Here is a 20,885-nt window from a genome sequence, read left to right as displayed (position 1 = left end):
CTAGAACAGCGACTTGGCCGCGGCCCCCGCCGCGCTGACCAGAGGAGACGGAACGAGGAAGAACAGCACCACCACCGCGCTCGACAGGCCCAGCACGATGCGCAGGCCCGGCGCCATGGTCTCGTACGGGGCCTGGGGCTCGTCGAAATACATCACCTTGACGAGGCGCAGGTAGTAGAACGCGCCGACCACGGAGGTGACGACACCGATCACCGCGAGACCGACGAGATCGGCCTTTATGGCGGCGGCGAAGACGTAGAACTTGCCGAAGAACCCGGCCAGTGGCGGAATGCCGGCGAGAGAGAACATCATCGCGGCGAGGCAGAAGGCCAGGACCGGATGCGTGCGCGAGAGACCGGAGAGGTCGTCCACCGTCTCGTACATCTGGCCGCCGCGCCGCAGGGACAGGAGCACCGCGAAGGCGCCGAGCGTCATGGCGAGATAGATGATCATGTAGATCACCACGCCGCGGATCCCCTCCTCCGAGGCGGCGGCGAGACCGATCAGCGCGTAGCCGATATTGCCGATGGAGGAATAGGCCATCAGGCGCTTGATCGAGCGCTGGCCGATGGCCGCGAAGGAGCCGAGCGTCATCGACGCGATGGCGACGAAGACGATGATCTGCTGCCAGATCGACGTCACATCCGGGAAGGCGCCGATGAAGACTCGCACGGTCATGGCGACGGCAGCCATTTTCGGCGCCGAGGCGAAGAACGCCGTCACCGGTGTCGGCGACCCTTCGTAGACGTCCGGCGTCCACATGTGGAACGGCACGGCGGACATCTTGAAGGCGACGCCGGCGGCCACGAACACGATGCCGAGCACGATGCCGATGCCGGCATTGTCGTTGAGCGCGGAGACGATGCCGGGGAAGGAGACGGTTCCGGTGAAGCCATAGACCAGCGACGAGCCGTAAAGCAGCATCCCCGACGACAAGGCGCCGAGGACGAAGTATTTCAGCCCGGCTTCCGTGGATTTCAGGTTGTCGCGGTGGAAGGCGGCGATGACATAGGCCGCCAGCGACTGCAGTTCGAGGCCGAGATAGAGGGCGATCAGGTCGTTGGCCGAGGCCATCACCATCATGCCGATGGTGCAGAGCACGATCAGGATCGGGAACTCGAACCGGTCGATGCGTTCGCGCTGGAAATAGTCGCGCGACAGCAGGATCGTGGCCGCCGAGCCGAGCAGGATCAGCGCCTTCATCACCTTCGAGAAATTGTCGACGATGAACGACCCGTTGAGGGTCGTGACCTTCGCGCCCGACTGCGACACGACCACGAAGAAGGCGAGGATCAGCAGGATGAGTGCGCCGACATTGACGGTCTCGACAGAGCGCTCGCCCCGGAAGGCGCCGTAGAGGATCAGCCCCAGCACGCCGATCGCGAGGATCAGCTCCGGCATCACCGGCGAAAGCGAGGGCAGGACGGCCTGGATAGCGGTCATCTGACGTAGACCTTCAGCGCGCCACGGGCGGGATCACCGCCGCGGTCTGCGTGTTCGAGAGCGCGGTCTTCATGCTCTGCATCAGCGCCTCCGTGGAGGGGGCGAAGGTGTCGAGGATGGGCGCGGGATGCACGCCGTAATAGATCGTCAGGGCGACGAGCGGCGCGATGATGATCTTCTCCCGCAGGTCGAGATCGAGGATGCCCTGGAGGTTGGGCTTCTCGAGCTTGCCGTAGATCACCCGGGCATAGAGCCACAGGGCGTATCCGGCCGAGAGGATGATGCCGAAGACGGAGAAGAAGGCGACGGTGGGGTTGGCCTTGAAGGCCCCCATCATGGCCAGGAACTCGCCGACGAAGCCCGACGTGCCGGGCAGGCCGACATTGGCCATGGTGAACACCATCATCGCCGCAGCATAGAGCGGCATGCGCTTCACGAGGCCGCCATAGGCCGCGATCTCGCGGGTATGCATCCGGTCGTAGACCACGCCGACGCAGACGAAGAGCGCGCCCGAGACGATGCCGTGCGAGATCATCAGGAACAGGGCGCCCTGGATGCCCTGCTCGTTGAGGGTGAACAGGCCCAGGGTCACGAAGCCCATATGCGCCACCGACGAATAGGCGATGAGCTTCTTGATGTCGGTCTGCATCAGCGCGATCAGCGACGTGAAGATGATCGCGATGACCGAGAGGGCGAAGACCATCGGCGCGAAATAGGCGCTGGCATCCGGGAACATCGGCAGCGAGATCCGGATGAAGCCGTAGCCACCCATCTTGAGCAGGATGCCGGCGAGGATCACCGAACCGGCGGTGGGCGCCTCCACGTGGGCGTCGGGCAGCCAGGTATGGACCGGCCACATCGGCATCTTCACCGCGAAGGAGGCGAAGAAGGCGAGCCACAGCCAGTATTGCATGCCGACGGGGAAGCGGGTGTGCAGCAGGGTCGGGATGTCGGTGGTGCCGGCGTGCCAGTACATCGCCATGATGGCGAGGAGCATCAGCACCGAGCCGAGCAGGGTGTAGAGGAAGAACTTGAAGCTCGCGTAGATCCGGCGCTTGCCGCCCCAGATGCCGATGATGAGGAACATCGGGATCAGGCCGGCCTCGAAGAACAGGTAGAACAGCACGAGGTCGAGGGACTGGAACACGCCGATCATCGTCGTCTCGAGGACGAGGAAGGCGACGAAATACTCCTTCACCCGCGTGTTCACCGAGAGCCACGACGCGCCGATGCAGAACGGCATCAGGAACGTGGTCAGCAGGATCAGCGGCATCGAGAACCCGTCGACGCCGAGCTTGAACTTGATCGTCTCGGCGAGCCAGCCGTGGGTCTCCACGAGCTGGAAGCTCGACGTCGACGGATCGAACCGGCCCCAGGCCACGAGGCTGAGGAGGAAGGTGACGATGGTGGTCGCGAGTGCTGCCCAGCGGGCATTGCGCTTCACGCTCTCGGATTCATCGCCGAGGGACAGGATGAAGGCCGCGCCGCAGAGCGGTACGATCAGCAGGCCTGAGAGAATGCCGAGGCCGAACATCTAGCGGGCACTCCGATACGGGTTGGCGACCGTCATTGCGCGAGACATCAGTGCCCGACCTTCGGCAGGCCGGTGAGCATGTACCAGCTGATGATCGCGGCGACGCCGATGAGCATGACGAAGGCGTAGTGATAGACGTAGCCGGTCTGGAGCCGGACCACGCCGCGGGTGACGTCGAGCACGCGCGTGGCGATCCCGTCGGGGCCGAGCCCGTCGATGACGCGACCGTCGCCCTCCTTCCAGAGGAACTTGCCGAAGTTCTTGGCCGGCCGGACGAAGATGCGCTCGTAGAGTTCGTCGAAATACCACTTGTTGAGCAGGAATTGGTACAGGCTCGGCTGCTGCGCGGCGAGCTGGCCCGGCAGTTCCGGCCGGCGGATATACATCCAGAAGGCCAGCAGGAAGCCGATCACCAGCATGATGAAGGGCGAGTAAGCGACCAGCGCCGGCACCGAATGGATGTCGTGCATGATGTGGTTGTCGGGGCCGTGGCCGAGGGCATGCCCCCAGAACGACTCCATGCCCTCGCCGATGAAGCGGTTCTTGAAGATCAGACCGGCGAAGAGCGCGCCGAAGGCGAGGATCGCCAGCGGGATCGTCATCACCAACGGGCTCTCATGCGGCGTGTGCGCATGGTCGTGGTGCTCGATGGCGCTGTGCGACGCGGGCTCGACGTCGTGGCCCTTGTCGTCATGGGCGACGCCTTCGTGGTGGCCCGGCGCACCGTCCGCCTGGACCGCCACGTGCGCATTCGCCGAGGCCGGTGCCGCGTGATGGTCGTCATGATGAGCGGCGCCGTGATCGGAGCCATGACCGGCCCAGCGCGCCGGTCCTTCGAAGGTCATGAAGAACAGACGCCAGGAATAGAACGAGGTCATCAGGGCGGCGATGACGGTGGCCAGGAAGGCGAGCGTGTGGCCCGGCCGCGTCGAGGCGTAGGCCGCCTCGATGATCGCATCCTTCGAGTAGTAGCCGGCGGTGAAGGGGAAGCCGATCAGCGCCAGGGTGCCGATGGTCATCATCGCCGAGGTGAAGGGAATGTAGCGGCGCAAAGCGCCCATGTTCCGCATGTCCTGCTCGTGGTGCATCGCGTGGATGACCGAGCCAGCGCCGAGGAACAGCAGCGCCTTGAAGAAGGCATGGGTGAAGAGGTGGAAGACAGCGGCCGAATACGCGCCGACGCCGAGCGCCACGAACATGTAGCCGAGCTGCGAACAGGTCGAGTAGGCGATGACCCGCTTGATGTCGTTCTGCACCATGCCGATCGTGGCCGCGAAGAACGCGGTGATGCCGCCGATGACGGTCACCACGATGAGGGCATTGGGCGCCACCTCGAACAGGGGCGACAGGCGCGCCACCATGAACACGCCGGCGGTGACCATGGTCGCGGCATGGATCAGGGCGGAGACCGGGGTCGGCCCCTCCATGGCATCGGGGAGCCAGGTGTGGAGCAGGAACTGCGCCGACTTGCCCATGGCGCCCATGAACAGGAGCAGGCACGCCAGCGTCATGGCGTTCCAGTCGTAGCCGAGGAAGTGGAAGGTGGCGTCTTTGAACTCGGCGGCGCGCGGCAGGATGCCGTCGAAGGCCACGGAACCGAACAGGACGAAGACGAGGAAGATGCCGAGCGAGAAGCCGAAATCGCCGACGCGGTTGACGATGAACGCCTTCATCGCCGCCGCATTGGCCGAGGGCTTCTCGTACCAGAACCCGATCAGCAGGTAGGAGGCGAGGCCGACGCCCTCCCAGCCGAAGAACATCTGCACGAGGTTGTCGGCCGTCACCAGCATCAGCATGGCGAAGGTGAACAGCGACAGGTAGGCGAAGAAGCGCGGCCGGTGCGGATCCTCCGCCATGTAGCCCACGGAGTAGAGGTGGACGAGGGTCGAGACCGTCGTCACCACCACCAGCATCACCACGGTGAGCGTGTCGATCCGGAAAGCCCAGTCGACGACGAGGTCGCCGGCGGTGAACCATGTCGCCACCTGCACGCGGGTGGCGTGGTCCGAGCCCGGTACCTCGAAGAAGGCGCCCCAGGACAGGAGGGCGGAGAAGGCGAGGAAGCCGGTGGTGATGTACTCGCACACGCGAGGGCCGAGCTGGCGGCCGAACAGGCCGGCGAGCAGGGCGCCGATGAGCGGGAAGAAGACGATCGCGTGATACATCGCTGGCTGGCCCGGCCTCCGGAAGCGTACCGGATGACCGGCCTCGCTCCATTCTCGTCAATGGGATCGCGCGGGGTGCCGCGCGGCTCGGCTTGGGGGAAGATCAGCCCTTCATCATGTTCACGTCCTCCACCGCGATGGAGCCGCGGTTTCGGAAGAAGACGACGAGGATGGCGAGCCCGATGGCCGCCTCCGCCGCCGCCACCGTGAGCACGAACAGGGCGAAGACCTGGCCGGTGATGTCGTTGAGATGGGTGGAGAACGCCACGAGGTTGATGTTCACCGCGAGCAGGATGAGCTCCACCGACATCAGGATGACGATGATGTTCTTGCGGTTCACGAAGATGCCGAGCACGCCGAGCGTGAACAGGATCGCCGCCACTGTGAGATAATGGCTCAAGCCGATCATGAGCGCTGATCCTTCTGCAGAGCCGACATCAGACCTCGACACCCTGGCGCGAGGGCACCTTGCGGGTCTCCACCGCCATCTCCTGCGTCCGCGCGTTCTGCACGGAGATGTTCTGGCGCTTCACGCCCGGCCTGTCGCGCAGGGTGAGCACGATGGCACCGATCATCGCCACCAGCAGGATGAGCCCGGCCAGCTGAAAGTAGAAAACATAATCCGTGTAGAGCACGCGCCCGAGCATCTGGGTGTTGGTGACGCCCTCGACACTGGCGAGCGGACCCAGTGGCGCCTGCATAAGGCCGGGATCGATCGTCCAGGAGCCCACCACGAGCAGGAGCTCGATGAGGAAGACGGCCCCGATCAGCGCCCCCACGGGGAGGTATTGCTGGAAGCCCTGGCGCAGCTGCGCGAAATCCACGTCGAGCATCATCACGACGAAGAGGAACAGAACGGCGACCGCGCCGACATAGACCACCACGAGGATCATCGCGAGGAACTCGGCGCCCATCAGGACGAACAGGCCCGCCGCGTTGACGAAGGTCAGGATGAGGAAGAGCACCGACGCGACTGGATTGCGCGAGGTGATCACCATGAACGCGGACGCGATCGCGATGCCGGCGAACAGGTAGAAGAAGGCTGCGGCTGCACTCATGCGACTATGGAGATCAGCCGTCCCGAGGACGGCCCCTTCTGCCGAAATTCAAACCAGCCCGTGCAGGCCGCCCGTCTATAGAACCCACCCCTGCGGCGCACAACCGCCGGGGCTCCCGTCATCACCGGTATGGCGCGTCCACCGCGATGTTGCGCGCGATCTCGCGCTCCCAGCGGTCGCCGTTCAGGAGCAGCTTGTCCTTGTCGTAGAGAAGCTCCTCGCGGGTCTCCACGGAGAATTCGAGATTCGGCCCCTCGACGATGGCATCCACCGGGCAGGCCTCCTGGCACATGCCGCAATAGATGCATTTCACCATGTCGATGTCGTAGCGCGTGGTGCGCCTCGTGCCGTCGTTACGTCGCGGGCCGGCCTCGATGGTGATGGCCTGCGCCGGGCAGATCGCCTCGCACAGCTTGCAGGCGATGCAGCGCTCTTCCCCGTTGGGATAGCGGCGCAGCGCATGCTCCCCGCGGAAGCGCGGACCGCGATGCCCCATCTCGAAAGGGTAGTTGATCGTGGCCTTGGGTTTGAAGAAGTAGCGCATGGCGAGGGCGAACCCCGACACGAACTCCTTCAGCAGCAGACCCTTGGCGACCTGATCGAGCTTCATGGCGCGATCTCCCTTATGCGTTGCATCATGCCCCCGGCGCGAGACCGGTGAGCTTGAGGACGAAGGCGACGACGACGACCGAGACGAGCGAGAGCGGAAGGAACACCTTCCAGCCGAGGCGCATGAGCTGGTCGTAGCGGTAGCGCGGCACCATGGCCTTCACCATGGCGATCATGAAGAACAGGAAGCTCGCCTTCAGGGCGAACCAGATCAGCCCCGGCACCCAGGTGAAGGGCGCGAACGGGATCGGCGAGAGCCAGCCGCCGAGGAACAGCACCGTTCCGAGCGCGCACATGGTCATGATCGCCACGTACTCGCCGAGCATGAACAGCAGGTACGGCGTCGAGGAATACTCGACCATGTAGCCCGCCACGAGCTCCGATTCGGCCTCCGGCAGATCGAAGGGCGGGCGGTTGGTTTCGGCGAGTGCCGAGATGAAGAACACCACGAACATCGGGAACAGCCAGAGCCAGTACCAGCCGAGGATGCCGAGCGAAGTGTCCTGCGCCATGACGATGCGCGAGAGGTTGAGCGAGCCGGCGCAGAGCAGGACGCAGATGATGACGAAGCCGAGGGACACTTCATAGGAGATCATCTGCGCGGCGGAGCGCAGGGCGCCGAGGAAGGCGTATTTCGAGTTCGAGGCCCAGCCGCCCATCAGCACGCCGTAGACGCCCAAGCTCGAGATCGCGAAGATGTAGGTGATGCCGACATTGAGATCGGCGATGGCCCAGCCTTCCGCCAGCGGGATCACCGCCCAGCCCGCCAGGGCCAGCGTGGCGAAGACCAGGGGCGCTAGCAGGAACAACGCCTTGTTGGCGCCGGCCGGGATCACCGGCTCCTTCAGCACGAACTTCAGGAGATCGGCGAAGGATTGCAGCAGGCCCCAGGGCCCGACCACGTTGGGGCCGCGCCGCAGCTGCACCGCCGCCCAGATCTTGCGATCGGCCAGCAGCGCGTAGGCGATGAAGACGAGAAGCAGCGCCAGGAGCACGAAGCTCTTGAGCACCAGAAGCAGGACGGTGCCGACGATTTCCAGCATGGTCGGCAGCCCCTATTCCGCCGCTTCGAGGCCGCGCGTCCGCGCGAGGCTCGAACATTCGGCCAGCACGCGCGAGGCGCGGGCGATGGCGTTGGTGAGATAGAAGTCCGGCACCGCCGAGGCGAAGGACGAGCGGTTCGCCTCGCCGCCGAGGCCCGCCAGGGTCTCGACCGTGGCGGCGACGTCGACCGGCGCCACCGCGTCGAGGGCGGCGAAATGCGGATATTCCGCATAGAGCGCGCGCCGCAGGGCGCCGAGGGAATCGAAGGCCAGGCGCTTGCCGAGAACGTCGGACAGGGCGCGCAGGATCGCCCAATCCTCGCGGGCGTCGCCCGGCGGGAAGCCGGCGCGGTTGGTGGTCTGCACCCGGCCTTCGAGGTTCACGAAGGTGGCGTTCTTCTCGGTATAGGCGGCCCCCGGCAGGATCACGTCGGCGCGGGTGGCGCCACGGTCGCCGTGGGTGCCCTGGTAGATCACGAAGGCACCGGCACCGATCTCGACCTCGTCGGCGCCGAGGTTGAACAACACGTCCAGGGCACCCGGCTCGGCCATCGCGGCGAAGTCGAGCCCCCCCTCCCCCGGCACGAAGCCGAGATCGAGGGCGCCGACACGGGCGGCGGCGGTCTGGAGCACGGCGAAACCGTTCCATTCCGAGGTGACCGCCCCGACGTCCTTGGCGAGCTTGGCCGCCGCCGCGAGGATGGCGGCTCCGTCCGGACGGGACAGCGCCCCGGTCCCGACGATGACGAGGGGACGGCTCGCGCCCTTCAGCACCTCGGAGAAGCTGTGCCGGCCGGCGGCGATGTCGGCCAGGGTCTCGGGGCCGGCGCCGAGATAGGTATGGGGATAGGTGAGATCCACGGCCTCGCCGATGAGGCCCACCGCCAGCGGCGCCATCCGCCAGCGCTTGCGGATGCGCACGTTGAGGAGCGAGGCTTCCAGGCGCGGATTGGTCCCGACCAGGAGAATCGCATCCGCATCCTCGATCCCCGGGATGGTGGGATTGAAGGCGTAGGCGGCCCGGCCCCAGGCGGGATCGATCGCCTCGCCGGCCTGACGGCAATCGAGATTGGTCACGCCGAGCGACCCCATCAGGGTCTTCAGGGCATAGATCTCCTCCACGGCGGCGAGATCGCCGACGATGGCGCCGACGCGCTTCGGATCGGCGCTCTTCGTCTTCGCGGCGATGGCCGCGAAGGCCTCACCCCAGGAGGCCGGACGCAGGCGGCCGTTCTCGCGCAGATACGGACGGTCGAGGCGCTGCGCGCGCAGGCCGTCCACCGCGTGGCGGGTCTTGTCGGAGATCCACTCCTCGTTGATGTCCTCGTTGACGCGCGGCTCGATCTGCATGACCTCGCGGCCACGGGCATCGACGCGGATGGCACAGCCGACGGCATCCATCACGTCGATGGATTCGGTCTTCGACAGCTCCCAGGGCCGCACCTCGTAGCTCTGCGGCTTATGGACGAGGGCGCCCACCGGGCAGAGATCGGCGACGTTGCCCTGAAGCTCCGAGCCCATCGCGCTCTCGAGATAGCTCGTGATCTCCATGTCCTCGCCGCGGCCGATGGCGCCGAGATCGGGCACGCCGGCCACTTCCGCCAGGAAGCGGACGCAGCGGGTGCAATGGATGCAGCGGTTCATGGCGGTCCGCACCAGCGGGCCGATGTATTTCTCTTCGACCGCCCGCTTGTTCTCGCCGTAGCGGGTCGAATCGACGCCGTAGGCCATGGCCTGATCCTGCAGGTCGCAATGGCCGCCCTGGTCGCAGATTGGGCAATCGAGCGGGTGGTTGATGAGGAGGAACTCCATCACCCCCTCGCGGGCCTTCTTCGTGGTTCCCGACCGGGTGAGGATCTCGGGCGGCTCGCCGTTTGGGCCGGGCCGGCAATCCTTCACCGCGTAGGCGCAGGAGGCCACGGGCTTCGGAGCGCCCTTCAACTCCACCAGGCACATGCGGCAATTGCCGGCGATGGACAGCCGTTCGTGGAAGCAGAAGCGCGGGATCTCCGCGCCCGCGACTTCGCAGGCCTGCAGCAGGGTGTACTCGGCCGGAACATCGACCTCGGTGCCGTCGACGATGAGCTTGGTCATGCGTGCTTCTCGGTGTCGAACATCGGTCCGAAAGACATGGCGATCACTCCGCCGCGATCCGCACAGGATCGCTATGCGGGTTGGCGCTGTAGCGGTCGATGCGCTTTTCGATCTCGGGGCGGAAATGGCGGATGAGGCCCTGGATCGGCCAGGCCGCCGCGTCGCCGAGGGCACAGATCGTGTGGCCCTCGATCTGCTTCGTCACGTCGAGGAGCATGTCGATCTCGCGGCGCTGGGCGCGGCCCTCAGCCATGCGCAGCATCACGCGCCACATCCAGCCGGTGCCCTCGCGGCAGGGCGTGCACTGGCCGCAGCTCTCGTGCTTGTAGAAATAGGCGATGCGGGCGATGGCCGAGACGATGTCGGTGGAGCGGTCGAGAACGATCACCGCCGCCGTGCCGAGGCCGGAGCCGAGGCCGCGCAGGGTGTCGAAATCCATCTTGGCGTCGATGATCTGCTCGGCCGGCACCAGGGGCACCGAAGAGCCGCCGGGGATGGAGCAGAGCAGGTTGTCCCAGCCGCCGCGCATGCCGCCGCAATGCTTGTCGATGAGCTCGCGGAAGGTGATGCCGAGCTCTTCCTCGACGTTGCAGGGCTTGTTGACGTGGCCCGACACGCAGAACAGCTTGGTGCCGGTGTTGTTCTTGCCGCCCAACCCTGCGAACCAGGCGCCGCCCCGGCGCAGGATGGTGCCCGCCACCGCGATGGACTCGACGTTGTTCACCGTGGTGGGACAGCCGTAGAGGCCCATATTGGCCGGGAAAGGCGGCTTCAGCCGCGGCATGCCCTTCTTGCCCTCGAGGCTTTCCAGCAGCGCCGTCTCCTCGCCGCAGATATAAGCGCCGGCACCGTGATGGACGTAGATGTCGAACGGGTAACCGTGGACGTTGTCCTTGCCCACGAGGCGGGCCGCATAAGCCTCGTCCACCGCCTTCTGCAGGGCGTGCTTCTCCGCCACGTACTCGCCGCGGATGTAGATGTAGCAGGCATGGGCGGCCATCGAGAACGAGGCTAGCATGCAGCCCTCGATCAGGAGATGCGGATCGTGCCGCATGATCTCCCGGTCCTTGCAGGTGCCCGGCTCGGATTCGTCGGCGTTGACCACAAGGTAATGCGGCCGCCCATCCGACTTCTTGGGCATGAACGACCATTTCAGGCCCGTCGGGAAGCCGGCACCGCCGCGCCCGCGAAGCCCGGACGCTTTCATCTCGTCGATGATCCAGTCGCGGCCCATTTCCAGCAGGAACTTGGTGCCGTCCCAGGCACCACGCTTCCTGGCCTCGTCGAGACCGGGGGAATGAAGGCCGTACAGATTGGTGAAGATGCGATCCTGATCGGAGAGCATGTCAGTTCCCCTCCGTCTTCGGAGCGCCGGGATTGGGCGCCGTCTTCCTCGGCTTGGCGGCCGTCGGAGGCGGCGTCGCGTCGTCCGGCCCCAGATCCTCGCTGGCACCCGAGGCGAGGGGCTGCGGCGGCGGCTCGTCCCGGGGCAGGTCGGATTGCGTTCCCGCTTCGGCTCCGGCGGCTTCGGCGCGCGCAACCGTCACCCCGGCATCGGCCGTGGGATGACCCGGCTGGGCCTTGGAGTCCGTGGCATCCGCGGCATCAGCCTTATCACCGGCCTTCACCGGCTCTTCGCCTCCGGCCGAACGCTGGGCAGGGCCGTCCGAGGCCGACGAGGCGGCGGCGCGGCCTGCATCGGGTTTAGCGGGTTTGGGATCGGTGGCGGCGCGCTGCTCGGAAGACGCAGCTTCGGATTTGCCCTCGGACGTGGTGTCGTCGGCCGCATGCTCCTCGAAACGCTTGCGCCAGGCGCCCACTCGGGAGCCGTCGAACAAGGTCGCGTCGGTGAGGGTGTCGGCGCCGCCCTTCGGCTCGGACGAGGTGCGCCCCACCTGCGAGCCGACCTTCACCGGGCGGCCGGCCGCCAGATCGTCCATCAGCGTGCCGAGGAGATCCGGCGTCAGGTCCTCGTAGTAATCCTGGTTGATCTGCGCCATAGGCGCATTGCAGCAGGCGCCGAGGCACTCGACTTCGAGCCAGGAGAAGTTGCCGTCGGCGCTCACATGGCCGGGCGCACCGAGACGCTCGTGAAGGTAGTCCTTCAACTCGCGCGCGCCGCAGGAATCGCACGGCACCGTGCCGCAGAGCTGGATCCAGAACCGGCCCACCGGCTCGAGGGCGAACATCGTGTAGAAGGTCGCCACTTCGAGCACGCGGATATGCGGCATACCGAGTTCGGCGGCCACAGCCTCGATCGCCTTCTGCGGCAGCCAGCCGCCATTCTGCTCCTGCGCCTTCCACAGCAACGGAATCACGGCCGAGGCCTGACGCCCTTCCGGGTATTTCTCGATTTGACCCTTCGCCCAGTCGGCGTTCTCGGAAGAGAACGCGAAGGACGCGGGCTGCTCGGCGGCGGGGGCGAGTCTGCGGTTCGCCATAGCTTATTCGGCGTCCTTTATGTCAGCAGGCAGCGGCGTACCGGTCTCGGCAGCACCGCACTCCCAGAACTTACCGTCCGGAATCGGCCGACCACGATCCCTCTCGATCATGGGCATGTTGAAGCAATCACAATGCGAGTCTGAATGCCGCACGAGATCGGTGAAACCCGGCGTACCGGGCTCGCCGATGCGGCGCTCAACAGTCCCGCGGCCGGTCTCCTTGAAGGCATCAGGCAGGCTGCGAAGCGTTTCGTACTGGGCGCAGGAAACGTCGGCCCAAGCCGGCAAGTTGCCGGCAAGCATCGACGCTACCGTGACCGAGAGAGCTGTTCTCACCGGTCCACCTCGCCGAACACGATGTCGAGCGTGCCGAGCACGCAGGACACGTCGGCCAGCATGTGGCCGCGGCACATCCAGTCCATGGCCTGGAGATGGGCGAAACCCGGAGCGCGTATCTTGCAACGGTAGGGCTTGTTGGTGCCGTCGGCGACGAGATAGACGCCGAACTCGCCCTTGGGGGCTTCGACCGCTGCGTAGACCTCGCCGGCCGGGACGTGGAAGCCTTCGGTGTAGAGTTTGAAGTGGTGGATGAGCGCTTCCATCGATCGCTTCATCTCGCGGCGCGGCGGCGGGGCGAACTTGCCGTCGGTGGCCGCGATCGGCCCCTGTCCGGCGGGCTCGCGCAGCTTCACGCAGCATTGCCGCATGATCTTGGCCGATTCGCGCATCTCTTCCATGCGGATGACCTGGCGATCGTAGGTGTCGCCGTTCCTGCCCACCGGGACGTCGAACTCCATCTCCTCGTAGCACTCGTAGGGCTGCGACTTGCGCAGATCCCACGGGATGCCGGAGCCGCGCACCATCACCCCGGAGAAGCCCCAGGCCATGGCCTCGTCCACGGTGACGATGCCGATGTCGACGTTGCGCTGTTTGAAGATGCGGTTGCCCATGACGAGGTTGTCGAGGTCGTCCACCACCTGCAGGAACGGGTCGATGAAGGCCTCGATGTCGTCGATCAGCGCCGGCGGCAGGTCCTGATGCACGCCGCCGGGCCGGAAGTAGTTGGCGTGGAGACGCGCACCCGACGCGCGCTCGTAGAAGATCATCAGCTTCTCACGCTCCTCGAAGCCCCAGAGCGGCGGCGTCAACGCGCCCACATCCATGGCCTGCGTGGTCACGTTGAGGAGGTGTGAGAGGATGCGGCCGATCTCGCAGAACAGCACGCGGATGAGCTGGGCCCGGCGCGGCACCTGAAGGCCGAGCAGCTTCTCGATGCCGAGGCAGAAGGCATGCTCCTGGTTCATCGGCGACACGTAGTCGAGCCGGTCGAAATACGGCGTGGCCTGCAGGTAGGTCTTGTGCTCGATCAGCTTCTCGGTGCCGCGATGGAGCAGGCCGATATGCGGATCGACCCGCTCGACGATTTCGCCGTCGAGTTCCAGCACGAGGCGCAGCACGCCGTGCGCCGCCGGGTGCTGGGGCCCGAAATTGATCGCGAAGTTGCGGATGTTGTGCTCGGTCATGGCCTCGCTCCGCTGTTCAAGCCGACTTCTTCTCATCGCCCGGGAGCACGTATTCGGTGCCCTCCCAGGGCGAGAGGAAGTCGAAGTTCCGGAATTCCTGCGCCAGCTTCACCGGCTCGTAGACCACGCGGGCCTCGTCCTGGTCGTAGCGGACCTCGACGAAGCCGGTGAGGGGGAAGTCCTTGCGCAGGGGATGCCCTTCGAACCCGTAATCCGTCAGCAGGCGGCGCAGATCGGGATGTCCGGAGAAGAGGACGCCGTAGAGGTCGTAGGTCTCGCGCTCGAACCAGTTGGCGGCCGGGAACACGTCGATGACGGAGGGGACCGGGGTCTGGTCGTCGGTCTGTACCTTCACTCGGATGCGGGCGTTATGGCGCAGGGAGAGCAGATGATAGACGACGTCGAAGCGCTTTTCGCGGTTCGGGTAATCCGCGCCGCAGATGTCGATGAAGCAGCGGAAGGCGCAAGCGGGGTCGTCGCGCAGATAGGTCAGCGCATAGACGATGTCGCTCGCCTGCACATTCAGCGTGAGTTCGCCGAAGGCGATGGTCCGCGAGACGATGGCCGGACCCAGCGCCGACCCGACATGGTCGCTGAGCGCCTGGAGGGAGCCGTCGGCCGGGGCCGCGGTATGGGCGAGGATCGAAATTCCGTTGCTCATGCCGGCCCCTCAGCGCTCGATCGTGCCGGTGCGGCGGATCTTCTTCTGCAGGAGGAGCACGCCGTAGAGCAGCGCCTCCGCCGTGGGCGGGCAGCCGGGCACGTAGATGTCCACGGGCACCACCCGGTCGCAGCCGCGCACCACCGAATAGGAATAGTGGTAATAGCCGCCGCCATTGGCGCAGGAGCCCATCGAGATAACGTAGCGCGGCTCCGGCATCTGATCGTAGACCTTGCGCAGGGCGGGGGCCATCTTGTTGGTCAGAGTCCCCGCGACGATCATCACGTCGGATTGGCGCGGCGAGCCACGCGGCGCGAAGCCGAAGCGCTCGCAATCATAGCGCGGCATCGACATCTGCATCATCTCGACCGCGCAACAGGCGAGGCCGAATGTCATCCACATCAGCGACCCGGTGCGGGCCCAATTGATGAGGTCGTCGGTCGAAGTGATGAGGAAGCCGCGGTCGGCGAGTTCGCTGTTGATCGACAGGAAGGTCGGATCGTCGGCGCCGATGGGCCGGCCGGTATTCGGATCGATGATCCCCTTCGGCGCGGGTGCGACGGCGGGGATCCGGGTCATGTCGGGACTGAAGGCCATCGGTTTCTCGGGATCCGGCTTCGGGCAATGCGATTGTCAGGTCGACGGGACGTCTAGTCCCATTCGAGGGCGCCCTTGCGCCACTCGTAGACGAACCCGACCGTGAGCACGCCGAGGAAGGCCATCATCGACCACATACCGAACCAGCCGAGTTCGCCGAAGGTGATCGCCCAGGGGAACAAGAACGCGACTTCAAGGTCGAAGATGATGAATAGGATAGCGACGAGGTAGAACCGCACGTCGAACTTCATGCGGGCGTCGTCGAAAGCATTGAAGCCGCACTCGTAAGCAGAGAGCTTCTCCGGGTCGGGGCTGTTATGAGCGACGAGGAACGGTGCGACGAGCAGCGCCACGGCGATGAACAAGGACACGCCGATGAAAACGATGAGGGGCAGGTAATCCGCCAGCAGGCTTGTCATGCGACACCTCTCGTGTTCGTGGCGGGCGAAGCGCCTCGCGAGCGCCGGTGTGGTATGGAATTGCTCCAATGCCAGACTGCGCAGGCGCGAGGCTTAGACGACCCCCTTGAGCGAAACAAGGGCGTCGTGCGTCGCACAAATCCGGCCATGCTCAGGAAGTATGGGGCGGATCGTATCCGGCAACACGACCGATCCGCGCAGGTCCCTCAAGCAGCAATCCCGCGGTCGTCGCCGGTGTCCGGTCTGGCCGGTTTCCTGCATGGCCCCGCCCCTGCTCGATGACCCCGTCGGGGGAGATGGGACCGAGGATTTCGGGGACATCCGGGCGGAGGAGATAGCGAGGAACGGCACTCATGGGGCACACGGAACCAGAACCTTGGCCGTGAGTTCCGTTCATGTCCCACTCAGGCCGGATGGCGTTAGGTCGTCGCAATATTCGACCTTACAGGAGACGTTTCGTGCGCATTGCCCAGATTGCTCCGCTCTCGGAGGCCGTGCCTCCGAAGTTCTACGGCGGCACCGAGCGCGTCGTATCGTGGATCACGGAGGAACTCGTCCGGCAGGGACATGACGTGACCCTGTTCGCCAGCGGCGATTCCGAGACGTCCGCCAAGCTCGCCGCCTGCACGCCCGAGGGTCTTCGCCTTCTCGGTTACCGCGATCACACCGCGAGCCATCTGGCGATGCTGCACGCCGTCCACAAACGGGCGCACGAGTTCGACGTGCTGCACTTCCACATCGATCTGCTGCAGTATCCGATGTTCGAAGACCTCTACCACAAGTGCGTCACGACCATGCACGGTCGCCTCGACGTTCCGGATTTCATGCCGGTCTACCGCACCTTCACGGGCATGCCCCTGGTGTCGATCTCCGACAACCAGCGCGAGCCCATGCCGTCGAACTCGAACTGGCAGGCGACGATCCATCACGGCCTGCCGTCCGAGAACTGCCCGTATTATCCGGAAGCCAAGGGCGGCTACCTCGCCTTCCTCGGCCGCATCTCCCCCGAGAAGCGCCCCGACCGGGCGATTCAGATGGCGATCCAGTCCGGCGTGAAGCTGAAGATCGCCGCCAAGGTGGACAAGGCCGATCAGGATTATTGGGACGAGGTCATCGAGCCGATGATCCACCACCCGCTCGTCGAGTTCATCGGCGAGATCAACGAAGAGCAGAAGAAGGACTTCCTCGGCAACGCCCTGGCCCTGGCTTTCCCGATCGACTGGCCGGAGCCCTTCGGCCTCGTCATGATCGAGGCGATGTCGGCCGGCACGCCGGTGATCGCATTCCGCAACGGCTCCGTGCCGGAGGTCATCGCCGACGGCGTCAGTGGCGTCCTGTGCGACACGATGGACGATGCCATCGCGGCCGTACACAAGGTCAAGACCATGAGCCGCGCCGGCGTGCGCCGCCACTTCGAGACGCAGTTCACCGCCGAGTGCATGGTGAAGAAGTATGTGGCGGTCTACGAGCAGCTGATCGAGAACGAGAAGACCATCATCAAGATGCCACGCGCCGGGGCATTCACCCCGCATTACGGCGATCTGAACGGCTCGGCCCGCCCGTCGCTGTCCGCGGCTGCCATGCCGGCCTGAAAATCCTTGCAGAAAGGCTGATGCCATACGGCACCAGCCTTGCTAACCTCTTCCCGAGTCGACGGCCCTCATTCGTGAGATCCACCGATACCGGTTATCGAAGGCCGCTGGATCGCCCTTTCGCGACCGGCGGCCTTTTGATTCGCGATAGACGATCCAGCGCTTCGGGCCAGAGAGCGAACGTCGCTTGATCGAGCCCGTCGACGCGCCCGAGACGATCTGCGACATCGGGCCGGAGAGGCCCGGCTTCGATACCGCGGGTCCGACAGTCCACTTCCCGGAGACGTTCAGGCATGGCGGCGAACACTTCCACGGCGACGACACAGGACGGTCACAGCAGCACGAACGGGCTGGGGCAGGGTTTCCAGGATGCCGACGAGGTGCTGCCGCAATACCATATCGAGGCACAGACCTCGCTGGTGGAGCGCCCCTTACGCTCCCTGAAATACGGCGAGGCCTTCGCCGTCCTCGACAGCTACGGCGATATCGGCGTGCTGCCCGGGCCCGAGGGCCTGTATTTCCAGGATACGCGCTACCTGTCGCGCCTCGGCTTCACCATCGAGGACCAGCGCCCGCTGCTGCTCTCCTCGGTGATGCAGGACGACAACGGCGCGCTGAGCGTCGACATGACGACGCCGGACATCCGCATCGATGCCCATGACGAGACCACGATCCCCCGTGAGCTGATCGCCATCGAGCGCACCAAGTTCCTGTTCAAGGGTGCCTGCTACGACCGGATCGGCCTGCGCAACTACGATTCGCGCCATTGGAAGCTCAAGATCGGAGTGACCTTCGACGCCGATTACCGCGACCTGTTCGAGGTGCGCGGAATGGACCGGCCGGTCCGCGGCAAGCGCAGCGTGCAGGTGGCGAACGAATCGGAAGTCCAGTTTCGCTATGTCGGCCTCGACGAGGTGGTGCGCACCACGAGCCTCCACTTCGGTCCGAAGCCGCACCGTATCGAGCCGGGCCGCGCCGAGTTCGAGGTCTCGCTGCCCCCGGGCGGCCGGACGTCCCTGTTCATCCGCGTCGTCTTCGAATCGCACCGCGCCTTCACCAGCGCTCCGGCCGCGGAGAAGGTCGGCGAGGACGCCGCCGCCGGCCTGTCGCAGGCGGCGGGAAGCAGCGCCGGCGCACGCCATCCCAAGGGCCTCGGCGAGGGCGTGATCTTCGCCCGCGCCTATCGCGACGCGCGCCGGGACCTGCGCCAGCTCACCGCCGGGATCACCACGATCATCTCGTCGAACGACCAGTTCAACGAAGCGGCCTGCCGCGCCACCGCCGACCTCTACATGCTGGCGAGCCGCACGCCCGAGGGCATCTACCCCTTCGCCGGCATCCCCTGGTACTCCACCGTGTTCGGCCGCGACGGCATCATCACGGCGATGATGGCGCTCTGGATCGACCCGAACTTCGCCAAGGGCGTCCTACGCTACCTCGCCTCGACACAGGCCAAGGCCGTGGACCCCGCCGCCGATGCCCAGCCGGGCAAGGTCCTGCACGAGACCCGGCGCGGCGAGATGGCGATGCTCGGCGAGGTGCCGTTCCGCCACTATTACGGCACCATCGACGGAACGCCGCTCTTCGTCATGCTGGCCTACGAGTATTACGCGGTCACCGGCGACATCGAGACGATCAAGCGCATCTGGCCCGCCCTCGAACTCGCCCTCACGTGGATGAACGAGTACGGCGACCGGGACGGCGACGGCTTCGTCGAATATGCCCGCGACACCGACAAGGGCCTGGAGAACCAGGGCTGGAAGGACAGCCACGATTCGATCTTCCATACCGATGGACAGCTCGCCAAGGGGCCGATCGCCCTGTGCGAAGTCCAGGGCTACGTCTATGCCGCCAAGAACGGCATGGCCAAGCTCGCCACACTGCTCGGGCACGACGACCTCGCCACCCGCCTCGGAAAGGAGGCGCTGGCCCTTCGCGAAAACTTCGACAAGGCCTTCTGGTGCGAGGAGATCGGCACCTACGCGCTGGCCCTGGACGGGGCGAAGAAGCAATGCGCCGTGCGCTCGTCCAATGCCGGCCACGCCCTCTTCACCGGCATCGCCCTGCCGGAGCGCGCCGCGAGCGTCGCCGCCAACCTGCTGTCGAAGGACGGATTCAACGGCTGGGGCGTCCGCACGATCGCGCGCGGCGAGGCCCGCTACAACCCGATGTCGTATCACAACGGCTCGATCTGGCCGCACGACAACGCCCTGGTGGCCATGGGCCTCGCGCGCTACGACCTGAAGCCGGAGGCCTCCCGTATCTTCCAGGGCATGTTCGACACCGCCCTCTACCAGGACCAGAAGCGCCTGCCGGAGCTGTTCTGCGGCTTCATGCGCCGCAATCAGCGCGGCCCCGTCTCTTACCCTGTGGCCTGCTCGCCCCAGGCCTGGGCGGCGGCGGCTCCGTTCGCCTTCCTCTCGGCCTGCATCGGTTTGGAGATCCAGCACGACCGCAACCGCATCCGCCTGCGCAACCCCACCCTCCCGGACTTCCTCGAAGGCGTTTCGATCTTCAACCTGAAGCTCGGCGACTCACGGATCGACCTGCGGGTGCAGCGCTACGGCAGCGACGTCACGGTGAACGTGCTGAGGCGGGTGGGCGACGCGCAGGTGTCCGTGGTGAAATAAATCCTGGGACTTGGGGGCGGCTCCCAGGCTGCCCCCCTACCCTCGCGGCAAGCACGAAGCTGCCCCGAATCACACGACATTCGAGACCGGCTGTAAGGCGATAAAAAAAGCCGCCTCCCCGAGGAAGCGGCTTTCAGAACGTCCATGTCCCGTGGTGGGACGAAAGCGACCTCAGCGCGGCGCCAGGATCATGATCATCTGGCGGCCTTCGAGCATCGGCTCACTTTCCACCTTGGCGATTTCCTGGGTCTCGTTCTTCACCCGTTCGAGCAGGCGCAGGCCGATATCCTGGTGCGCCATCTCACGGCCACGGAAGCGCAGGGTGACCTTCACCTTGTCGCCCTCCTCGAAGAAGCGGATGACCGCCTTCATCTTGGTGTCGTAATCGTGCTTGTCGATACCGGGGCGGAGCTTGATCTCCTTGACCTCGACCGTCTTCTGCTTCTTGCGGGCCTCGTTCTGCTTCTTCTGTTCGTTGAAGCGGAAGCGGCCGTAATCGAGAAGCTTACAGACGGGAGGGACGGAGTTCGGCGCGATCTCCACGAGATCGAGGCCCGCCTCTTCGGCAAGGGCGAGCGCATCGAAGAAGGCGACGACACCGCGGTTCTGCCCGGTATCATCGATGAGCTGCACCTCGCGGACGCCACGGATGTCCCGATTGGCGCGCGGCCCGTCCTTCTGCGGGGCCGGCATGGCTCTCATTGGTCTACGAATGGCTTCAATCTCCTAGTGAACGACGAAACGGCAGCCTGCGGACATCGCCCGGAGGGCTAGACCTGCCACCAATCGCTCCGGCAATCCGGTTGCGGACACCATGTCCGAACTGCGTCCCGTGTCAACAGGCAGGAGCGGGTTTGGTTCACGAACCGGCCCATACAGTGTCAGCGCGGGCGTCGGGCGAGAAGTTCCGCATAGATGTCGAGGGTGGCGCCCACCATGCCATCGAGGGAGAAATGCGCCTCCACATGGGCGCGCCCCCGGCGGGTCATGGCGTCCCGTGCGCTGGCCCCGAGGGTGAGCGCTTCGAGCAGGGCCTCGGCCAGAGCCGGCGCGTCGCCGGGCGGCACCCGCCAGCC

Annotated in this window: 18 protein-coding genes and 1 pseudogene; 2 read left to right on the top strand and 17 right to left on the bottom strand. The window is 65.6% G+C overall.

Annotated elements, in window-relative coordinates; all coding sequences use genetic code 11:
• The 15 genes from nuoN to FV220_RS04755 form a co-directional block, all read right to left on the bottom strand.
• Entirely contained in the window at positions 1–1,443 is a 1,443-nt protein-coding gene (gene nuoN, locus FV220_RS04825) for an NADH-quinone oxidoreductase subunit NuoN (RefSeq protein ID WP_018042029.1), read from the bottom strand.
• Positions 1,444–1,456: 13 nt separating this feature from the next.
• The gene (locus FV220_RS04820; protein ID WP_147829947.1) at positions 1,457–2,977 is read right to left on the bottom strand and encodes an NADH-quinone oxidoreductase subunit M; all 1,521 of its coding nucleotides are present in this window, start codon (positions 2,975–2,977) and stop codon (positions 1,457–1,459) included.
• Between the two features lie 47 nt (positions 2,978–3,024).
• A complete protein-coding gene (nuoL, locus tag FV220_RS04815) occupies positions 3,025–5,142 on the bottom strand; it encodes an NADH-quinone oxidoreductase subunit L (RefSeq protein ID WP_147829945.1) in 2,118 nt (705 codons plus the stop codon).
• A gap of 103 nt (positions 5,143–5,245) precedes the next feature.
• A complete protein-coding gene (gene nuoK, locus FV220_RS04810) occupies positions 5,246–5,551 on the bottom strand; it encodes an NADH-quinone oxidoreductase subunit NuoK (RefSeq protein ID WP_018042026.1) in 306 nt (101 codons plus the stop codon).
• A 28-nt stretch (positions 5,552–5,579) separates the two neighbouring features.
• Positions 5,580–6,200, bottom strand: a complete 621-nt coding sequence (locus FV220_RS04805; protein WP_056247895.1) for an NADH-quinone oxidoreductase subunit J — start codon at positions 6,198–6,200, stop codon at positions 5,580–5,582.
• A gap of 121 nt (positions 6,201–6,321) precedes the next feature.
• Entirely contained in the window at positions 6,322–6,810 is a 489-nt protein-coding gene (nuoI, locus tag FV220_RS04800) for an NADH-quinone oxidoreductase subunit NuoI (protein WP_018042024.1), read from the bottom strand.
• A 25-nt stretch (positions 6,811–6,835) separates the two neighbouring features.
• Positions 6,836–7,852: an NADH-quinone oxidoreductase subunit NuoH gene (gene nuoH / locus FV220_RS04795; RefSeq protein ID WP_018042023.1), complete on the bottom strand. Its 1,017-nt coding sequence runs from the start codon at positions 7,850–7,852 to the stop codon at positions 6,836–6,838.
• A gap of 12 nt (positions 7,853–7,864) precedes the next feature.
• Complete coding sequence (gene nuoG / locus FV220_RS04790; RefSeq protein ID WP_147829943.1) at positions 7,865–9,946, bottom strand: NADH-quinone oxidoreductase subunit NuoG; 2,082 nt, start codon at positions 9,944–9,946, stop codon at positions 7,865–7,867.
• Positions 9,947–9,989: 43 nt separating this feature from the next.
• Complete coding sequence (nuoF, locus tag FV220_RS04785) at positions 9,990–11,291, bottom strand: NADH-quinone oxidoreductase subunit NuoF (RefSeq protein WP_056147306.1); 1,302 nt, start codon at positions 11,289–11,291, stop codon at positions 9,990–9,992.
• 1 nt (position 11,292) lies between these two features.
• Positions 11,293–12,387: an NADH-quinone oxidoreductase subunit NuoE gene (gene nuoE, locus FV220_RS04780; protein ID WP_147829941.1), complete on the bottom strand. Its 1,095-nt coding sequence runs from the start codon at positions 12,385–12,387 to the stop codon at positions 11,293–11,295.
• Between the two features lie 3 nt (positions 12,388–12,390).
• On the bottom strand, positions 12,391–12,690 hold the full coding sequence (locus FV220_RS04775) for a hypothetical protein (RefSeq protein ID WP_056147314.1): 300 nt from the start codon (positions 12,688–12,690) through the stop codon (positions 12,391–12,393).
• 29 nt (positions 12,691–12,719) lie between these two features.
• The gene (locus tag FV220_RS04770) at positions 12,720–13,910 is read right to left on the bottom strand and encodes an NADH-quinone oxidoreductase subunit D (protein ID WP_018042019.1); all 1,191 of its coding nucleotides are present in this window, start codon (positions 13,908–13,910) and stop codon (positions 12,720–12,722) included.
• A gap of 16 nt (positions 13,911–13,926) precedes the next feature.
• On the bottom strand, positions 13,927–14,571 hold the full coding sequence (locus FV220_RS04765) for an NADH-quinone oxidoreductase subunit C (protein ID WP_018042018.1): 645 nt from the start codon (positions 14,569–14,571) through the stop codon (positions 13,927–13,929).
• Between the two features lie 9 nt (positions 14,572–14,580).
• Positions 14,581–15,168: an NADH-quinone oxidoreductase subunit B gene (locus tag FV220_RS04760; RefSeq protein WP_018042017.1), complete on the bottom strand. Its 588-nt coding sequence runs from the start codon at positions 15,166–15,168 to the stop codon at positions 14,581–14,583.
• A gap of 53 nt (positions 15,169–15,221) precedes the next feature.
• The gene (locus tag FV220_RS04755; RefSeq protein WP_147829939.1) at positions 15,222–15,587 is read right to left on the bottom strand and encodes an NADH-quinone oxidoreductase subunit A; all 366 of its coding nucleotides are present in this window, start codon (positions 15,585–15,587) and stop codon (positions 15,222–15,224) included.
• Between the two features lie 458 nt (positions 15,588–16,045).
• Here FV220_RS04755 and FV220_RS04750 point away from each other — a divergent pair, with 458 nt between their 5' ends.
• Together FV220_RS04750 and FV220_RS04745 are read left to right on the top strand one after the other, a co-directional pair.
• On the top strand, positions 16,046–17,179 hold the full coding sequence (locus FV220_RS04750; RefSeq protein ID WP_147829937.1) for a glycosyltransferase family 4 protein: 1,134 nt from the start codon (positions 16,046–16,048) through the stop codon (positions 17,177–17,179).
• 293 nt (positions 17,180–17,472) lie between these two features.
• Entirely contained in the window at positions 17,473–19,809 is a 2,337-nt protein-coding gene (locus FV220_RS04745) for an amylo-alpha-1,6-glucosidase (protein WP_187273330.1), read from the top strand.
• Between the two features lie 171 nt (positions 19,810–19,980).
• On the opposite strand, the gene infC is transcribed toward FV220_RS04745, so the two are convergent.
• Positions 19,981–20,502: a translation initiation factor IF-3 gene (gene infC / locus FV220_RS04740; RefSeq protein WP_018042013.1), complete on the bottom strand. Its 522-nt coding sequence runs from the start codon at positions 20,500–20,502 to the stop codon at positions 19,981–19,983.
• Between the two features lie 188 nt (positions 20,503–20,690).
• Positions 20,691–20,885 (bottom strand): annotated as a pseudogene (locus FV220_RS04735) (glycosyl transferase); the annotation flags it as partial.

Origin of the sequence: Methylobacterium sp. WL19, from assembly GCF_008040005.1 — a bacterium.
Classification (GTDB): Bacteria; Pseudomonadota; Alphaproteobacteria; order Rhizobiales; family Beijerinckiaceae; genus Methylobacterium; species Methylobacterium bullatum.
The sequence above is the reverse complement of the archived record's forward strand: the minus strand, read 5'-3'. Positions and strand labels throughout refer to the sequence as shown.